This is a genomic window from Pantoea sp. GbtcB22 (genome assembly GCF_019091025.1).
Classification (GTDB): domain Bacteria; phylum Pseudomonadota; class Gammaproteobacteria; order Enterobacterales; family Enterobacteriaceae; genus Pantoea; species Pantoea leporis.
This window is the reverse complement of sequence record NZ_JAGXKB010000003.1, coordinates 438,963-456,056: the sequence shown is the minus strand read 5'-3', so window position 1 is coordinate 456,056 and position 17,094 is coordinate 438,963. Positions and strand designations below refer to the sequence as shown.

Genomic DNA, 17,094 nt, shown 5'->3' with positions numbered 1-17,094 from the left:
CGGCTTTTTTATTCATTTAACCGCGCGCGATGAATCACGCCGCGACAAGTGTGTGCACTTGATATGCGCGGAACCTGATGTCCGCACAAGCCTCAGCGGCGCAATGGCCTGCTTAATCGTGCGGCTTCTCTTTCAGCGGGAAGCGGCGGCGTACCACCACAAAGAACAACGGCACAAAGAAAATCGCCAGCACGGTGGCAGAAATCATCCCGCCCATCACGCCGGTACCCACCGCGTGCTGGCTGCCGGAACCGGCACCGCTGCTGATGGCCATCGGCAGCACGCCGAAGATAAACGCCAGCGAAGTCATCAGAATCGGGCGCAGACGCTGACGCGAGGCTTCCAGCGTCGACTCCATCAGCTCGCGGCCTTTACTGTTGATCTCATTGGCGAACTCGACAATCAAAATGGCATTCTTCGCCGACAAGCCAATCACCGTGAGCAAGCCCACCTGGAAATAGACATCGTTCTCCAGCCCGCGCATCCAGGTTGCCACCAGCGCGCCCACCACGCCGAGCGGCACCACCAGCATCACTGAGAATGGAATTGACCAGCTCTCATACAACGCCGCCAGACACAGGAATACCACCAGCAGCGAAATCGCATACAGCGCCGGCGCCTGAGAACCGGACAAACGTTCCTGATAGGAGGCGCCGGTCCACTGGAAGCCTACGCCCAGCGGCAGCTGCCCAACCAGTTTCTCCATCTCGTCCATCGCGGTACCGCTGCTGACGCCGTTCGCCGCTTCACCGACAATCTCCAGCGCAGAGTAACCGTTGTAGCGCTCCAGACGCGGTGAACCGGTTTGCCAATGGCTGGTGGCGAAGGCAGAGAAGGGCACCATGCTGCCGCTGTTGTTACGCACATACCACTTATTTACGTCTTCCGGCAGCATGCGGAACTCTGCCGCCGCCTGCACGTAGACTTTCTTCACGCGACCGCGATCGAGGAAGTCATTGACGTAAGTTGAGCCCCACGCGGTGGTTAAGGTGTCGTTGATGGTATCCAGCGACACGCCAAGCGCCTGCGCTTTGCGCTGGTCGACATCAATCTGCAACTGCGGGCTGTCGTCGAGGCCGTTGTGACGTACCCGCGACAGCGCCGGATTGCTGTCAGCCATCTCCAGTAACTTATCGCGCATTGCCATTAGTCGCGTGTGGCCGATGCCACCGTGATCCTGCAGCTCCATATCGAAGCCCGACGAACTGCCCATGCCGGTAATCGCGGGCGGGCTGCTGGCGATAACGCGCGCTTCGTTGATCTTGTGGAAGGCTTTAGTCGCGCGCTCAATGATGGCGAAAGAGGTGCGATCGCTGCCCGGACGCTCCTCCCAATCTTTCAAGCGAACGAACAGGCGCGCGACGTTTTGACCGTTACCGCCAGGACCCGCTCCGATAGTGGAGAACACCGAAACCACATTGTCTTTCTCCTGGGTCATATAATAATTTTCGACCTTCGCCACCACGTTCGAGGTTTGTTGCAGCGTCGAACCGGCCGGCAATTGCACCTGCGTCAGGAACACGCCGCGATCTTCCAGCGGCAGGAACGAGGTGGGCAGACGAATAAACAGGAACGCCATCACGCCGATAATCGCCAGATAGAGCAGCAGCCAGCGGCCGCCTTTACGCAGAATTTTAGCGACGCCGCGCTCGTAACGTTCTGCGCTGGCGTTGAAGGTGCGGTTAAACCAGCCGAAGAAGCCACGACGACCGTGATGATGGCCTTGCTCCAGCGGTTTCAGCAGCGTGGAACAGAGCGCGGGCGTCAGAATCATCGCCACCAATACCGAAAGCACCATCGCCGAAACGATAGTGATTGAAAACTGGCGATAGATGGCGCCGACGGTGCCGCCAAAGAACGCCATCGGCACAAACACCGCCGACAGCACCAGCGCAATGCCAACCAGCGCGCCCTGAATCTGGCCCATCGATTTACGCGTGGCTGCGCGCGGCGACAGACCTTCCTCACTCATGATGCGCTCGACGTTTTCCACCACCACGATGGCATCATCCACCAGCAAGCCGATGGCGAGCACCATGGCGAACATCGTCAGGGTGTTGATGCTGTAGCCGAAGGCGTAGAGCACCGCAAAGGTGCCGAGCAGCACCACCGGCACGGCAATAGTCGGAATTAGCGTGGCACGGAAGTTTTGCAGGAACAGATACATCACAAGGAACACCAGCAGGATCGCTTCCAGCAGGGTCTTCACCACGTCTTTAATCGAGGCCTTAACAAACGGCGTGGTTTCGTAAGCGACTTTGGCTTCCAGCCCGTGCGGAAAGTAATGCGACAGCTCAGCAATACGCTCACGCACCAGTTTGTCGGTATTCATCTCATTGGCACCGGAAGCCAGCTTAATGCCGAGCCCCGATGCCGCCTGACCATTGTAGCGGCTGAGGAAGTCATATTTTTCCGCGCCCATCGCCACATCCGCCACATCGCCGAGCGTCACCACCGAGCCGTCGCTGTTGGTTTTCAGCGTCACCGCTTTGAACTGCGCCGGGGTTTGCAGCATCGACTGCGCATTCACCGTGGCGTTGAGCGCTTGCTTGTCCACCGACGGCAATCCGCCTACCTGACCCACCGCCACCTGCGCATTTTGCGATTCAATCGCGCTCACCACGTCTTCGGTGGTCAGCGCGTAGGCAATCAGCTTGTTGGGATCGAGCCAGATACGCATCGCATATTGCGAGCCGTAAGCATCCACCTGGCCGACGCCATCAACACGGCTGAGCGGATCCTGAATGTTACTGGCGACGTAATCTGAAATATCCTGTTTGTCCATGCTTCCGTCGGTAGAGACGAAGGCAATCATCAGGATATTGCTGTCACCGGTTTTATTCACCGTCACACCTTGTGACTGTACCGCCGCAGGCAATTTACGCAGCGCACTTTGCAATTGGTTTTGCACCTGCTGGCGCGCTTCGTCGGGGTTGGTGCCAGCGGTAAAGGTGAGGGTGATCTGGGCCTGGCCGGTGTTGCTGCTGTTGGAGGACATGTACATCAAATTATCGATGCCGGTCATGTTCTGTTCGATAACTTGCGTAACGGTGTTTTCCAGCGTTTCCGCGGATGCGCCGGGATAGTTGGCGGTGATACGCACGTTAGGCGGCGCGAGGTCGGGATATTGCTCAACCGGTAGCGAGACGATCGCCAACGTACCGCACAGGCAGAGCAGAATAGACAGAACCCAGGCAAAAATGGGCCGGTCGATAAAGAAATTCGACATGAAACCGACACTCCTCAACTGCGTATTTTTTACTTTTATTATGATGAGCGCGATGCGCGGACGGCGTCACGCTGGCGGAGTGCAAACTGCTCTCTCGAAAGACTCCTGCTGCAGACACTCTACGCGGCACAAATTAGAGAATCGTGAGTAAATTATGGAGAAAGTGTAAATATAGTGACGGTTTTTTGTGCGCGACTACAGATGTCGGCTTTCGAGCCACAGTACCGTAGCGGCAACGCGCGAACGGACATCCAGCTTGCGCAGCAAGTTGCGAATGTGCACTTTTACCGTCTCTTCGGAGATATGCAAGGTGGCAGCAATTTCCTTATTCGATAAGCCACGCGCCACTTCCTGCAGCACATCCAGTTCGCGTTCGGTGAGCTGTTTGAACGGATTTGTCGTCGGCTGGCGCGTCGCCAGATAATCGGCCACCACCTCGCTAAACACGTTTTCACCTTTAGCGCCGCGCATCACTTGCGCCAGCAGTAGTTCGGGTTCGCTGTCCTTGAGCAGATAGCCATCGGCACCAGCATCCACCATCGCATAAATATCACTGCGCGCATCGGAAACCGTCAGCACCAGAATCCGTGCGGCGATGCCTTCGTTACGCAGCGCTTTCAGCGTGTCCAGCCCGGACATGCCTTTCATGTTGAGATCCAGCAGAATGACATCCGGCGACAAACGGCGTGCTTCGGCCAGCGCTTCGGTGCCGTTATTGGCTTCCGCTACCACGTCCAGCCGGGGCTCCAGCGCCAGCAGCTGGCGAATACCACGGCGCATCAGTGGATGATCGTCAACGATCATAATTGTCAGGGAAGGGTTAGCCATAATGTCTCCAGTATCAAAGGCAACTTTCTTTCATTAACGCATCTGCCGTAGCGGCGCAGTTTATTGCGCGATGAATCGCGCCGCTACAGCAGGTGCGCTCTATAATCTGTCAGCTCAACCGGTGCGTCGGGCGCGGTGGAAAACGCAGCGTGACGCGCGTGCCTTGCGCCTGCGGGGTGATCATCAGCGTGCCGGATAATCGCGCGGCGCGCTCCGCCATGATGGTGAGACCATAATGTCCTGGCGGCTCTTCGAGGCTGCTGATGCCGCAGCCATCGTCTTCGATGGTCAGTAAGTGGTCCTCATCAGCGACACGCTGATAGTGAATCTGAATATTGTGCGCCTGCGCATGGCGAATCGCGTTAAGCAGCGCTTCGCGCGCAATCTGCAGCACATGAACTTGCTGCTGCGCATCCAGCATCTGCAAGCCGGGCTGATAATCGAAGTCGATTGCCGCCTGCGATTGCTCCTGCAGCGGCGCAATCATCGCCTGCATCGCCTGCACTAAATCAGCCTGTTCGATGGTCAGACGGAAGGTGGTCAGCAGTTCGCGCAGCTGCTGATAGGCTTCGGCCAGCGCGCGATCGAAATCAGCGATAATCGCCAGCGCCTGCGGTTGCGACCCATCGACATTGCGTCGCAGCAGCGCCAGCTGGATGCGCAGGAAAGAGAGCGACTGCGCCAGCGAATCGTGCAGTTCACGCGCAATGGTGGCGCGCTCTTCTATTAATAGCATCTGCTGATACTGCTTTTGCGTCTGCCAAATCCACAGTGCGCGCGCCAGCATGTTCGCCAGGCTCTGCATCAATTCGTCGGCGGGCGGTGCGCGGTGGGTTTGCCAGCACAGTTCGCCCAGCCGCTGCTCTTCCTGCATCAACGGCAAACGCTGCCAGCTCACCTCATCCGCCGCCACACCGGCCTGAAACTCAATCCCTTCGCTGACAATTTTCAGCACCGTCAGCGCTTCACGGCGCTGTACCAGACGCAGCAATCCCTGAAACAGTTCGGGATTGGGTGGGCTACTGGTGAGAATTTGTGAGCTTTCATACAGTAGAGAAAGTGTGCGATTGGCTTGAGTGAGATCTTCGGTTTTATCACGCACCGCGCACTCCAGCAGGCGATAGTGCGAATGCAGCCGTTCGGCCATGGTAGTAAAAGCCTGCGCCAGCACGCCCAGTTCATTCGGCTGTTGCACCGGCAGCGGCGGAAAAGCGAAATTCGCCTGCTCAACATATTGGCTGGCGGTCACCAGCGCGTTGAGCGGTCGCACCACGTTGCGGCGGATAAAGCGAATCGTCCACAACGCCAGCGCCACAATCGCCAGAAAACCGAACAGGCTGCTGGCGGCCACCAGATGCATCTTCAGTTCAGCATAATGCTGTAATGCCAGCACGAAGCGGTCGATCTCGCTGACGTAGCCCGCGACACGCTGCTGGTAGATTTGTGCCCGCTTGGGCTGCAACGTTTCCTGCAGCATCGGCCAGCTGTGACGCAGATAGCGATAGCGGCTACTCACTTCAAGCGGTACCCACGCGCGCTCCAGATGCTGCAGCGCCGGGGATTCCAGCGTTTGCCGGTAGAGTTGGATGTGATGATCCAACTGTTGCGGATCGCGCGTGCTGTCCCATGCCAGACGGTATATCTGCATGCGCAGCGATCCGGCGACATTCACTGCTTCGGCATCGCGCAGGCTGCTGGAGAGCGTCATCAGCGCCAGCCCGGTGGTCAATAGCGACAGCAGCACAATCACGCTAAGTGCGCGCGCAATGGTACGAGTAACGGGACGTTTCACAATCACAGTAATAACCCTTGTAAGAGCGGGGGATTATAGGGCAGCCGTGCGGTGACGGCGAGTGTCATCTCGTCACATCAGGTTACTTTTAACAGAGAAAACCCTTTCTCTTTACCTTTCTCTAAATAACCCGCGCTAAGCTGGCGAATTATTAAACGGCTTTACGGCTTGCTCAACCTGGTTTTCATTCCCTGCGTGATAATAAGTCCTGTAACGCTTAACCCTTAACGGAAGACAACAGGAGCATCACATGAAGAGACGTTATGCCGTTCTGACTGCTGCACTGCTTGCCACCGCAAGTTTCTCGACGTTGGCGGCCCAGCCCGTAAGCGCCACGCAAGCGCAAAACCTGCAAAGCGCGGGCACCGTTTCCATCAGCGGCGTACGCGGCTCGCTGGATGATGCAACGCGCCATCTGTCGCAAAAAGCGCAAGAGGAAGGTGCCAGCGGCTATCGTGTTATTGGTGTACAAACTCCGGGCGACTCCAGCCTGTGGAGCGGCACCGCAGAGATTTATCGTTAATTCCCTCCAGTAGTTATCCCTGTAGCCATCCCTTTACCGGTCAGCCCTCTGGCCGGTTTTTTTGTGCACCGCGACGGATTATTACAATTCATCTTGTGCAGCCTGGCGGTATTTTTTGCTTCGTTCTTGCAGAACGGGTAGGATTCATCGCCGTAAATTCCCAGCCCGCCACGCGACATCGTTCCGCCGCTGTGACACCGGGTTTTTACCCCATTTCGCACCGCCATACGCAATCGTTTGGTTACGCGGTGATTGATGGTCAGGACAAACAGGATAGCTATGAAATCAACTAAAAAAACCGCAGCCGAACAACGCGCTGCGAAAAGACGCTGGCTCAACTCGCACGACAGCGGTTACCACAAAGCAATGGGTAACCGCCAGGTACAAATGATCGCCATCGGCGGTGCTATCGGTACCGGTCTGTTCCTCGGTGCTGGCGCGCGCCTGCAAATGGCCGGTCCTGCACTGGCGCTGGTTTATCTGGTGTGCGGTATCTTCTCCTTCTTTATCCTCCGAGCGTTGGGCGAACTGGTGTTACATCGTCCTTCCAGCGGCAGCTTTGTTTCTTATGCACGTGAATTCCTTGGGGAAAAAGCGTCTTACGTTGCGGGCTGGATGTATTTCGTTAACTGGGCGATGACCGGTATCGTCGATATCACCGCAGTCGCGCTTTATATGCACTATTGGGGCGCGTTTGGCGATGTGCCGCAGTGGGTGTTTGCGCTAGGCGCGCTGGCGATTGTCGGCACCATGAACATGATCGGCGTGAAGTGGTTCGCGGAGATGGAGTTCTGGTTCGCGCTGGTGAAAGTGCTGGCTATCGTGGTGTTCCTGATTGTCGGCGTGGTGTTCCTCGGCAGCGGTAAACCGCTGGACGGCAATACCACCGGCTTCCATCTGATCACCGATAACGGCGGTTTCTTCCCGCACGGCTTGCTGCCAGCGCTGGTGTTGGTGCAGGGCGTCGTGTTCGCCTTCGCCTCGATTGAGCTGGTAGGTACCGCAGCAGGCGAATGTAAAGATCCCAAGACCATGCTGCCAAAAGCCATCAACAGCGTGATCTGGCGTATCGGCCTGTTCTACGTCGGTTCCGTGGTGCTGCTGGTACTGCTGCTGCCGTGGAATGCCTATCAGGCGGGGCAAAGTCCGTTCGTGACCTTCTTCTCCAAACTGGGCGTGCCTTATATCGGTAGCGTAATGAACATCGTGGTGCTGAGCGCCGCGCTGTCGAGCCTCAACTCGGGTCTCTATTCCACCGGCCGTATTCTGCGCTCCATGTCGATGGGCGGTTCTGCGCCACAGTTTATGTCGAAGATGAGCAAGCAGCAGGTGCCGTATGCCGGCATTCTGGTCACCGTTGCCGTTTACATCATCGGCGTGGTGCTGAACTACTATGTGCCGTCGCAGGTGTTTGAAATCGTTCTGAACGTGGCGTCACTCGGCATCATCTCGTCGTGGGCCTTTATCGTGGTGTGCCAGATGCGTCTGCGCAAAGCGATCAAAGAGGGTAAAGCCGAAGATGTCAGCTTCAAGCTGCCGTGGGCGCCGTTCACCTCCTGGTTGACGCTGCTGTTCCTGGTGAGCGTGCTGGTGCTGATGGCGTTCGACTATCCGAACGGGACGTACACCATCGCCTCGATTCCCCTGATTGCCGTGGTGCTCGTGCTGGGTTGGTTTGGCGTGCGCAAACGCGTTAATGCCGAAGCGATGAAAGAGCACGAACATCATGCTGACGACCAGGATGATGTATCGCCGAAACTGGCGGACGATAACGCGCGTTAATCGTAGCGATTCTCATCTACGGGGGCCTTTTGGCCCCCGTTTTTATTTCAATTCCCCTTCACTTGATCCCACGTCGGGATTTACCCCTTTGGGGTGATATAGCCCTCTTTAGAGTCAGGTTATTTTACGCACCATCTCTCTTTCCCCCGTTTAAGGTGAACCGATGGCGCTGTCGCGACGTGAACTCTTTACCGGGCAGCGCGTAGCGTCTGCTGACGGCATCGCTTTGCCATGGTGGCGGGGAGAGAAGGGTTGTGATGGCTGCGGCACATGCGTCTCGGCCTGCGAAACCCACATCATCCGCTTGGCTGCCGGTGAAGTGCCGCACCTCGATTTTCTGCAGGGCGAATGCACGTTTTGCGCCGCGTGCATAGACGCTTGCCCGCAGCCGCTGTTCCACGCGCGTGAAACCGAGCCGTTTCCACAGCGCATTCGCATCGACAACCGCTGCATCACCTTCCTGGGCGTGAACTGCCGCAGCTGCCAGGAGAGTTGTGAACAGCAAGCCATCCGTTTCCAGCTGATGCCGAACGGCATCGCACAGCCTGAAACCCTTCCGCAGCATTGCACCGGTTGCGGCGCCTGCATCGCGCCTTGCCCGGTCTCAGCCACAGGATTACATCATGAACCATGAAAACAGTTGGCACGTCTGCGGCCTGGTGATTCAGGCGCGGCCGGCGTCGATTCCCGCCGTTAAAAGTGCGCTGCTGGCCTTTGCCGATTGCGACATCGCCGCGGAAGACGCCGCGCGCGGCACGCTGGCGGTGACGCTGGGTGCGACGGATAGCGCCGCGCTGCTGCGCAATATTGAAGAGAGCCGCAACATCGCTGGCGTGTTGGCGGTATCGCTGGTCTATCACCAGCAAGACGAAATTGAAGAACCTTGTAAGGAAGCATCATGAGCATAAGTCGTCGTGATTTTATGAAGGCCAATGCGGCGGCTGCTGCTGCAACGGCTGCAGGACTCACCATTCCCACCGTCACCAAAGCCGCGACCTCATTGGCTGCGCCAATTCGCTGGGAAAAAGCGCCGTGCCGATTCTGCGGCACCGGCTGTGGCGTGCTGGTTGGCACCCAGGATGGCCGCGTAGTGGCGTCGCAGGGCGATCCGCAGGCAGAAGTGAACCGCGGTCTCAACTGTATCAAAGGCTATTTCCTGCCGAAGATCATGTACGGGAAAGATCGTCTGACCCAGCCGCTGCTGCGCATGACCGACGGTAAATATGCCAAAGAGGGCGAGTTCACCCCGGTCAGCTGGGATCAAGCCTTCGACATCATGGAAGAGAAGTTCAAAGCGGCACTGAAAGCCAACGGCCCGGATTCGGTCGGCATGTTCGGTTCCGGTCAGTGGACGGTGTGGGAAGGTTACGCGGCCTCCAAGCTGATGAAAGCCGGTTTCCGCACCAACAACCTCGATCCCAATGCGCGTCACTGCATGGCTTCAGCGGTGGTGGGCTTTATGCGCACCTTCGGCATGGACGAACCAATGGGCTGCTACGACGACATCGAGCAGGCCGACGCTTTTGTGCTGTGGGGCTCGAACATGGCGGAGATGCATCCGATTCTCTGGTCACGTATCACCGCGCGTCGTCTCAGCAGTGAGAATGTCAAAGTGGCGGTGCTTTCCACCTATCGTCATCGCAGTTTTGAGCTGGCCGACAACGCGATGGTGTTCACACCGCAGAGCGATCTGGCGATCCTCAATTTCATCGCCAACTACATTATTCAGAACAACAAGGTTGATAAAACCTTCCTGCAGAATCACGTTACGCTACGCAAAGGCGTGACCGACATCGGTTACGGTTTGCGCCCCACCGATCCGCGTCAGGCTTCGGCGAAGAACCCGGACAGCGGCGAATCCACGCCGATGAGCTTTGACGAGTTTGCGAAGTTTGTCTCTGAGTACACGGTGGAAAAAGCCAGCGCAATGAGCGGTGTGGAGAAAGATCAACTCATCGCCCTCGCCGAGCTGTATGCCGATCCGAAAGTCAACGTGGTGTCGTACTGGACCATGGGCTTCAACCAGCATACGCGCGGCGTGTGGGCCAATAACCTGTGCTACAACCTGCACTTATTGACCGGCAAAATTTCACGTCCGGGCACCGGTCCGTTCTCGCTCACCGGCCAGCCGTCGGCGTGCGGCACGGCGCGTGAAGTCGGCACCTTCTCACATCGTTTACCGGCGGACATGGTGGTTAATAATGACAAACACCGCGCTACCGCCGAGAAGCTGTGGAAGCTGCCGCAGGGCACGGTGCCGGCCAAAATTGGTTTGCATGCCGTGGCGCAGGATCGCGCGCTGAAAGATGGCAAGCTCAACGCCTACTGGGTGATGTGTAACAACAATATGCAGGCCGGTCCGAACCTGACGCAGGAGCGTATGCCGGGCTGGCGCGATGAGCGCAACTTCATCGTAGTCTCCGATCCCTATCCCACCGTCAGCGCCTTGTCAGCTGACCTGATTCTGCCCACTGCGATGTGGGTGGAGAAAGAGGGCGCGTATGGCAATGCCGAGCGTCGCACTCAGTTCTGGCATCAGCAGGTGAAAGCGCCGGGCGACGCGAAATCCGATCTGTGGCAGTTGGTGAATTTCTCCAAACGTTTCAAGGTAGCGGAAGTGTGGCCGGAAGCGCTGCTGGCGCAGAATCCGGAGCTGCGCGACAAAACGCTGTTTGATGTGCTGTACGCCAACGGCCAGGTCAACCAATTCCCACTGAGTGAAGTGGCAGATGATCAGTTGAATGATGAAGCGCGCGAGTTTGGCTTCTACATCCAGAAAGGCTTGTTCGAGGAGTACGCCAGCTTTGGTCGCGGTCACGGCCACGATCTTGCGCCGTTCGATGCTTACCATCAGGCGCGCGGCCTGCGCTGGCCGGTGGTGGATGGCAAAGAGACGCGCTGGCGCTATCGCGAAGGTTACGACAGCTACGTCAAAGCCGGTGAAGGCGTGCGTTTCTACGGCAAGCCGGATGGTAAAGCCACCATTTTCGCGCTGCCCTACGAAGCGCCAGCCGAATCGCCGGATGAAGAGTACGACCTGTGGTTCTGTACCGGTCGCGTGCTGGAACACTGGCACACCGGCACCATGACGCGTCGCGTGCCGGAGCTGCACCGCGCAGTGCCGCAGGCGCTACTCTATATACATCCGCTGGATGCCAAAGAGCGCAATTTCCGCCGCGGCGAGAAGGTCCGCGTGGTGTCGCGTCGTGGCGAAACCCTTGCCACCGTGGAAACGCGCGGTCGCAATCAGCCGCCCAAAGGTCTGGTATTTATGCCGTTCTTTGATGCGGGCGTGCTGGCCAACAACGTCACGCTGGACGCCACCGATCCGCTGTCGAAGCAGACCGATTACAAAAAATGCGCCGTCAAGCTGGTAAAAATTTAAGGCAGGATGCAATGAAACCCTTAATCACACTTGTTACTTTGGCCGCCCTGATGCTGGGCGGCACGGTTTACGCCCACAACGGCGTCGATCTCAATCAGTCACCGGAAGTGACGGCCACGCAACAGGGCACCATTCATCAGCCCAAAGAGCAGAGCCGCAAGCCGTTGAACTATGTGAATCAGCCGCCGGTGATCCCGCATAGCGTCGATGGCTATCAGGTGACGAAAAACGTCAACCGTTGTCTGCAGTGTCACGGCACGCAGAGCTATCTCACCACCGGCGCGCCACGCGTTAGCCCAACGCACTTCACCGATCGCGATGGACTGGTGAGCAGCACCGTGTCGCCGCGTCGCTACTTCTGCCTGCAGTGTCACGTACCGCAAACCGATGCCAAACCGGTGGTGGAAAACACCTTCAAACCGGCTGACGGCTTCGGTAAGTGAGGACATGATGAAAGAGAAACTTCTGCGCATCTGGCGCTGGTGGCGGCGTCCGAGCCGTCTGGCGCTCGGTACGCTACTGATTCTGGGCTTTGCTGGCGGCATCATTTTCTGGGGCGGCTTCAATACCGCAATGGAGATGACCAACCGCGAGCAGTTCTGTATTGGCTGCCATGAGATGCGAAATAACGTCTATCAGGAATATATGCAGACGGTGCACTACAACAACCGCAGCGGCGTGCGCGCCACCTGTCCGGATTGTCACGTGCCGCACGAGTGGGGCCCGAAAATGCTGCGTAAGATCCAGGCGAGCAAAGAGGTGTATGCCAAGATTTTCGGCATCATCGATACGCCGCAAAAGTTCGAGGATCATCGCATCAAGCTGGCGCAAAACGAGTGGCGCAGGATGAAAAACAACAATTCGCAGGAGTGTCGTAACTGCCACAACTTCGATTATATGGATTTCACCGCGCAGAAGACCGTGGCCGCGAAGATGCACAGCAAAGCAGTTGAGGAAGGGAAAACCTGTATCGATTGCCACAAAGGTATCGCGCACCATCTGCCCGATATGAAAGACCAACCCAACGGTTTTTGAGGCCTAACAACGCGGCATGAATTGGCGTAATGCCGATCACTACCGCAGCGCATCAAACCACTGCACAATCCGTAGCGGCGCGATTTAACGCGCAACCCATTGCGCCGCTACAATCTCTGTGCACTGAGCCAGGAGCGCCCATCACGGCGACCGGCCTCACAATTCAGATAGTTTTCCCCGCCGCTTCGGCCTATCATCTCAGGCTCCCTCAATTTAGCAGTGGAGCGGTTATGTCGTTAAAGATCAACATCATCAAAGACAAGTTGCTGTCAGAAAACTGGTTTGTGCTGCGCAACTTCACCTACGAACTCACCCGCAACAACGGCGAAGTCGTGCGTCACAAGCGCGAAGTGTACGATCGCGGTAACGGCGCCACCATCCTGCTGTACAACACTGAAAAAAATAGCGTGCTGCTGGTGCGTCAGTTCCGCATTGCCACTTATGTCAATGGCAATGAAAGTGGCGAACTGATTGAGACCTGCGCCGGGCTGCTGGATGACGACTCGCCGGAAGATTGCATCCGCAAAGAAGCGATAGAAGAGACCGGCTATCAGGTGGGTAAGGTCGATAAAGTTTTTGAAGCCTACATGTCGCCGGGCGGCGTGACTGAACTGATCCACTTCTTCGCCGCGGAATACAGCGATGCACAGCGCGCCAACAAGGGCGGTGGCGTTGAGGATGAAGAGATTACCGTGCTGGAGCTGAGTTTCCCGGAGGCGCTGGCGATGGTGAAAGATGGCCGCATTCGTGACGGTAAAGCCATTATGCTGCTGCAGCATGCGCAGATCGCCGGTTGGTTGCAGGCGTAGTTTTGACCGTAGCGGCGCAATTTATTGCGCTCTTTTGACCTTTTCATCGAGGTGAAAATGCGCAATAAATTGCGCCGCTAAAGGAATGTGTGGCCATCTTGCCTTACACACACTCTCCCAACGTTTCCGGGACACATTGCGGATACGCCTGCAATCTTGCCAGCGCTTCGGCATACGAAGGCATCGAGTGCGCTGCACCGGAGCGTTCCACACACAGCGAAGCATAAGCTGAAGCAAACAGCGCCGCCTGTGGCAGTTCATCGCCGGAAGCCAGCCGCGCCGCCAGTGCGCCATTAAACGCATCGCCCGCGCCGGTGGTATCCAGCGGCTGAGCCGGGAACAGCGGAATACGCAGCGGCGGCTGGTCTGCTACTGACAGCAACGCACCGCAAACCCCCAACGTAATAATCACCTGACGCGCCCCTTTGCGATGCAGCTTCTCTGCGGCTTGCTGCGCGCTGGCGAAGTCGGTGACCTTCACGCCGGTCAGCTGCATCGCTTCGGTGCTGTTAGGCGTCAGCAAATCCACTTTTGCCAGCAGCGCATCGGTGACCTTCTGCCACGGCGCAGGATTCATAATCACAAAGGTGCCACCGGCGCGCGCGTTGTCGATCATGCGCTGGATGGCGCTGAGATTATTCTCCAGCTGCACCAGCAGAATATCGGCTGCCGCAACGGTGGGTTGGCAGCGCGTCACCTCGGCGGCTGTTACGGTGGTGTTCGCGCCGGGATAGACTGAAATCATATTCTCGGCATCGTCCCCGGCGACATAAATCAGCGCATTGCCGGTCGGTTTCTCCTTGCAGGTAAACAAGGTAATGGCATCGAAACCGGTCTTTTCCAGATGGCGACGCGCAAACATGCCGAAGTCATCATTACCAATCTTACCGATATAGTGCACGCGCGCGCCGGCGCGCAGCGCGGCCGTCGCCTGGTTCGCGCCTTTGCCGCCCGGTCCCATCATGCTGGTATGGGCGGTGAGCGATTCGCCCGGCATCGGAAAGCGGTTCATTACCGCGACTACGTCGAGGTTGAACGAGCCAAACACACACACTTTTCCTTTCATCATGCACTCCTGAACAGACGTTCGGCGGCTAAACAGGCACCGCGACAACCGGTGTGGTCGGTGGATTGGCTAAACACGATCTTCAAACCCTCACGCGTGGCGGGTGGACGAAGATGCTGCTGAATCTGGCTGCGCAGCTGTGCCAGCGGGAAGTCCGCCATCGCCAGCACGCCGCCGCCCAGAATCAGGTATTCCGGATCGAGGATGTTCATCTCGGTGGCAATCAGTTGCGCCAGCCGCTGTACAAAAGCCTGCAGCTCCGGATGCTCACGATGCTGGGTAAACAGCGCCGACATGTTGGTTTCCGGCACATGGGTGCTCGCCCAGCGACTCAGCCAATGGCCCGACGTCACGGTTTCCGCACAGCCACGATTGCCGCACGGGCAGGGCAGATCGTTGCCGGCAACAGGCACATGACCAAGCTCACCCGCGCCACCGTGTTGACCATGATAAAACTGGCCGTTAAGCCATAGGCTGTTGCCCATGCCGGTGCCGGGATACAAACCCACCGCGCTGTCGGGCAGCTGCTCCAGCTGCAGTAAATCCCACAGCATCAGATGGTTAACATCTTTGTCCATCGCCACCGGTACGCCAAGGCGTTCGGTGAGCCGCGCGGCGACCGGTTGCTGGTCCAGCGCCTGAATAAACGGCAGCGAAATCACCTGCTGGCGGTCGCGGCTGAGAATGCCGGGTAACCCGAGCATCACGCCGCTAACTGGCTGCTGCTCCAGCGTTTCGCTGATTAACTGGCCCAACGCGTTAAGTGCATCAGGCTGCTGCGCCCAGCTGGCCGTCGGCACTTTCCGGAAGCTCGACCAAACGCGCTCCTCTTCCATCAGCTGCAGACGTGTGCCGGTGCCGCCAATGTCGATACCGAGCCAGCATTTTTTCATGCGGATACCTGCGCCAATCCCTGAGCCTCATCAATGCTTTCGCGCATCATATTCCAGGCGGTTTCCAGATCGTCATGAATATTGAACAGGCCGGAGGTGCCGACAATCAGCACTTCTGCACCCGCGCCGACCAGCGTGTTGTAGGTGCGGGTATTGCAGGAACCGTCAATCTCAATCAGATATTGATAGCCGTTGGCCTGCTTCAGCGCTTTCAGCTCCTGTACCTTCTGCACCATTTCCGGAATAAACGGTTGTCCGGCGTAGCCTGGATCTACCGTCATCACGGTGATCTTATCCACCAGATGAATGTAGTGATGAATAAAGGAGACCGGCGTAGCAGGATTAAGCACCACGCCAACTTTCTTGCCGAAGCTGCGGATCATATTGATCACCCGGAATGCATCGCGGTTGATGGTTTCGGCGTGCGGGCAGATGTAATCGGCACCCGCTTTGGCAATCACTTCAATGAAATCGGTGGGCTGCTCGACCATCAAATGCACATCCAGCGCCACTTTGGTGAACGGGCGAATCTGCTCAATAAAGAACGGTGACAGCGTGATATTTTTCACGTAGTGACCATCCATAATGTCGATATGCAGGAAGTCGGCGCGGGAGTCCAGCACGGCGAGCTGGTGCTTGATCTCCATCAGATTCATACACATCAACGACGGGGAGACTTGAATACGCATCATACTTCCTTTTTTTCGGTCAAAGGGTTAAGCGCCGCCGCCAGTTTGCTGAGCTTGACGGCACGATGTTCGTTAAAGCGAGTTTTGAATTGTTTGAAGGCCAACACCACAATCAGCACCGCGCCCCACATTGCCAGGCTAACGTGCTGGCTGATGTTCATCAGGTTGAAGCCGGTGGAGAGCACTTGCAGGGCGATCAACGCCAGCACCACGCCGGTCACGCGACCAAATCCGCCATTCGGGTCAGTGCCGCCGAGGATGATGGCCAGCACCGTCAGCAGCAGATACGCATCGCCGTAACCCATACGCGCCGAGTTGAAGCGCGCCATCATGATCAAACCGGCCAACACGCACAGCAGGCTGGAGATGACGTACACCAGAATCACCATGCGATGCGTATTGATGCCGCTAAACCAGGTGGCGTTGATGTTGCTGCCGCCCATATAGATGCATTTACCGGCGCGGGTTTTGCCGAGGAACAGCGCCAGCAGCGCGGCGGCAAACAGGAACACCCACAGCGGCAGCGGAACGCCGAGCAGCGTGTTGGAACCGAGCGCCTGCACCACCGACGGCATGCCGCTCACGGCCGCGCCTTTGGTCAGCCAGATGCCGATACCGTTCAGCGTCATCATGGTCGCGAGCGTCACCAGAATCGGGTGCGCACCGATGCGCGTCACCATCACGCCGGTAATCACGCCGATCACCGCCGCAATCAGCATCGCGCCGATGATGGCGATGAACAGCCACAACAGTTGCATACCGGTTCCCGCATCGGCGGGCAGGGCGCGCATCAGCGTCCAGGCGATAAACAGCGCCGTCAGGTTGGCGGTGGCGATGATTGCCAGATTCAGTCCGCCGCTGAGAATGGCGATAAACATCGCCAGCGTCAGCAAGCCCAGTTCGGGCAGCTGAAATGCCATGCTCATAAAGGTCGAATCAGTGAGAAAGCGGCCCGGCAACATGACGGTAAAGATCGCCAGCGCCAGCGCGATTAACAGCATCAGGCCGATATTGGTGCCGTCCGGACGCAGAGCAGAGAGTGATTTCATGTTGATGCGGCTCC

General features: G+C 57.5%; 15 protein-coding genes. 8 read left to right on the top strand and 7 right to left on the bottom strand.

The window, feature by feature from the left end; translation table 11 throughout:
• Positions 1-112: 112 nt before the first annotated feature.
• The 3 genes from acrD to narQ all read right to left on the bottom strand — a co-directional run bounded on the left by acrD (position 113) and on the right by narQ (position 5,855).
• Complete coding sequence (acrD, locus tag KVT28_RS13670) at positions 113-3,229, bottom strand: multidrug efflux RND transporter permease AcrD (protein WP_101763531.1); 3,117 nt, start codon at positions 3,227-3,229, stop codon at positions 113-115.
• 195 nt (positions 3,230-3,424) lie between these two features.
• Positions 3,425-4,057, bottom strand: a complete 633-nt coding sequence (locus KVT28_RS13665; protein WP_101763532.1) for a response regulator — start codon at positions 4,055-4,057, stop codon at positions 3,425-3,427.
• Positions 4,058-4,166: 109 nt separating this feature from the next.
• The gene (gene narQ / locus KVT28_RS13660) at positions 4,167-5,855 is read right to left on the bottom strand and encodes a nitrate/nitrite two-component system sensor histidine kinase NarQ (RefSeq protein ID WP_101763533.1); all 1,689 of its coding nucleotides are present in this window, start codon (positions 5,853-5,855) and stop codon (positions 4,167-4,169) included.
• A gap of 244 nt (positions 5,856-6,099) precedes the next feature.
• On the opposite strand from narQ, the gene KVT28_RS13655 reads away from it, so the two are divergent.
• From KVT28_RS13655 to nudK, 8 genes are all read left to right on the top strand, one after another.
• On the top strand, positions 6,100-6,372 hold the full coding sequence (locus KVT28_RS13655) for a YdgH/BhsA/McbA-like domain containing protein (protein WP_101763534.1): 273 nt from the start codon (positions 6,100-6,102) through the stop codon (positions 6,370-6,372).
• 279 nt (positions 6,373-6,651) lie between these two features.
• Positions 6,652-8,154, top strand: a complete 1,503-nt coding sequence (ansP, locus tag KVT28_RS13650; protein ID WP_101763535.1) for an L-asparagine permease — start codon at positions 6,652-6,654, stop codon at positions 8,152-8,154.
• Between the two features lie 163 nt (positions 8,155-8,317).
• Positions 8,318-8,788 (top strand): ferredoxin-type protein NapF, encoded by a 471-nt coding sequence (gene napF, locus KVT28_RS13645; protein ID WP_101763536.1) that lies wholly within the window; start codon positions 8,318-8,320, stop codon positions 8,786-8,788.
• Positions 8,778-9,056 (top strand): chaperone NapD, encoded by a 279-nt coding sequence (locus tag KVT28_RS13640; RefSeq protein ID WP_101763537.1) that lies wholly within the window; start codon positions 8,778-8,780, stop codon positions 9,054-9,056. Before napF ends, KVT28_RS13640 begins: the two co-directional genes overlap by 11 nt.
• A complete protein-coding gene (gene napA / locus KVT28_RS13635) occupies positions 9,053-11,539 on the top strand; it encodes a nitrate reductase catalytic subunit NapA (protein WP_101763538.1) in 2,487 nt (828 codons plus the stop codon). The genes KVT28_RS13640 and napA overlap by 4 nt, the downstream gene beginning before the upstream one ends.
• Before the next feature lie 11 nt (positions 11,540-11,550).
• On the top strand, positions 11,551-11,982 hold the full coding sequence (gene napB, locus KVT28_RS13630) for a nitrate reductase cytochrome c-type subunit (RefSeq protein WP_101763539.1): 432 nt from the start codon (positions 11,551-11,553) through the stop codon (positions 11,980-11,982).
• Positions 11,983-11,989: 7 nt separating this feature from the next.
• Positions 11,990-12,574, top strand: coding sequence for a cytochrome c-type protein NapC (napC, locus tag KVT28_RS13625; RefSeq protein WP_101763540.1), 585 nt, complete (start codon positions 11,990-11,992; stop codon positions 12,572-12,574).
• 230 nt (positions 12,575-12,804) lie between these two features.
• Positions 12,805-13,383, top strand: coding sequence for a GDP-mannose pyrophosphatase NudK (gene nudK / locus KVT28_RS13620; RefSeq protein ID WP_101763541.1), 579 nt, complete (start codon positions 12,805-12,807; stop codon positions 13,381-13,383).
• A gap of 103 nt (positions 13,384-13,486) precedes the next feature.
• Here the strand turns inward: nudK and KVT28_RS13615 are convergent, their stop codons facing one another.
• The 4 genes from KVT28_RS13615 to KVT28_RS13600 are packed head-to-tail and all read right to left on the bottom strand — an operon-like array spanning position 13,487 to position 17,080.
• Complete coding sequence (locus KVT28_RS13615; RefSeq protein WP_101763542.1) at positions 13,487-14,449, bottom strand: ribokinase; 963 nt, start codon at positions 14,447-14,449, stop codon at positions 13,487-13,489.
• Positions 14,449-15,342 carry an allose kinase gene (alsK, locus tag KVT28_RS13610; protein ID WP_101763543.1) on the bottom strand — a complete coding sequence of 298 codons (894 nt, stop codon included), beginning with the start codon at positions 15,340-15,342 and terminating at the stop codon, positions 14,449-14,451. Before alsK ends, KVT28_RS13615 begins: the two co-directional genes overlap by 1 nt.
• Positions 15,339-16,031 carry a D-allulose 6-phosphate 3-epimerase gene (gene alsE / locus KVT28_RS13605; protein WP_061717928.1) on the bottom strand — a complete coding sequence of 231 codons (693 nt, stop codon included), beginning with the start codon at positions 16,029-16,031 and terminating at the stop codon, positions 15,339-15,341. The genes alsK and alsE overlap by 4 nt, the downstream gene beginning before the upstream one ends.
• A complete protein-coding gene (locus KVT28_RS13600; protein WP_101763544.1) occupies positions 16,031-17,080 on the bottom strand; it encodes an ABC transporter permease in 1,050 nt (349 codons plus the stop codon). The genes alsE and KVT28_RS13600 overlap by 1 nt, the downstream gene beginning before the upstream one ends.
• Between the last annotated feature and the right edge of the window lie 14 nt (positions 17,081-17,094).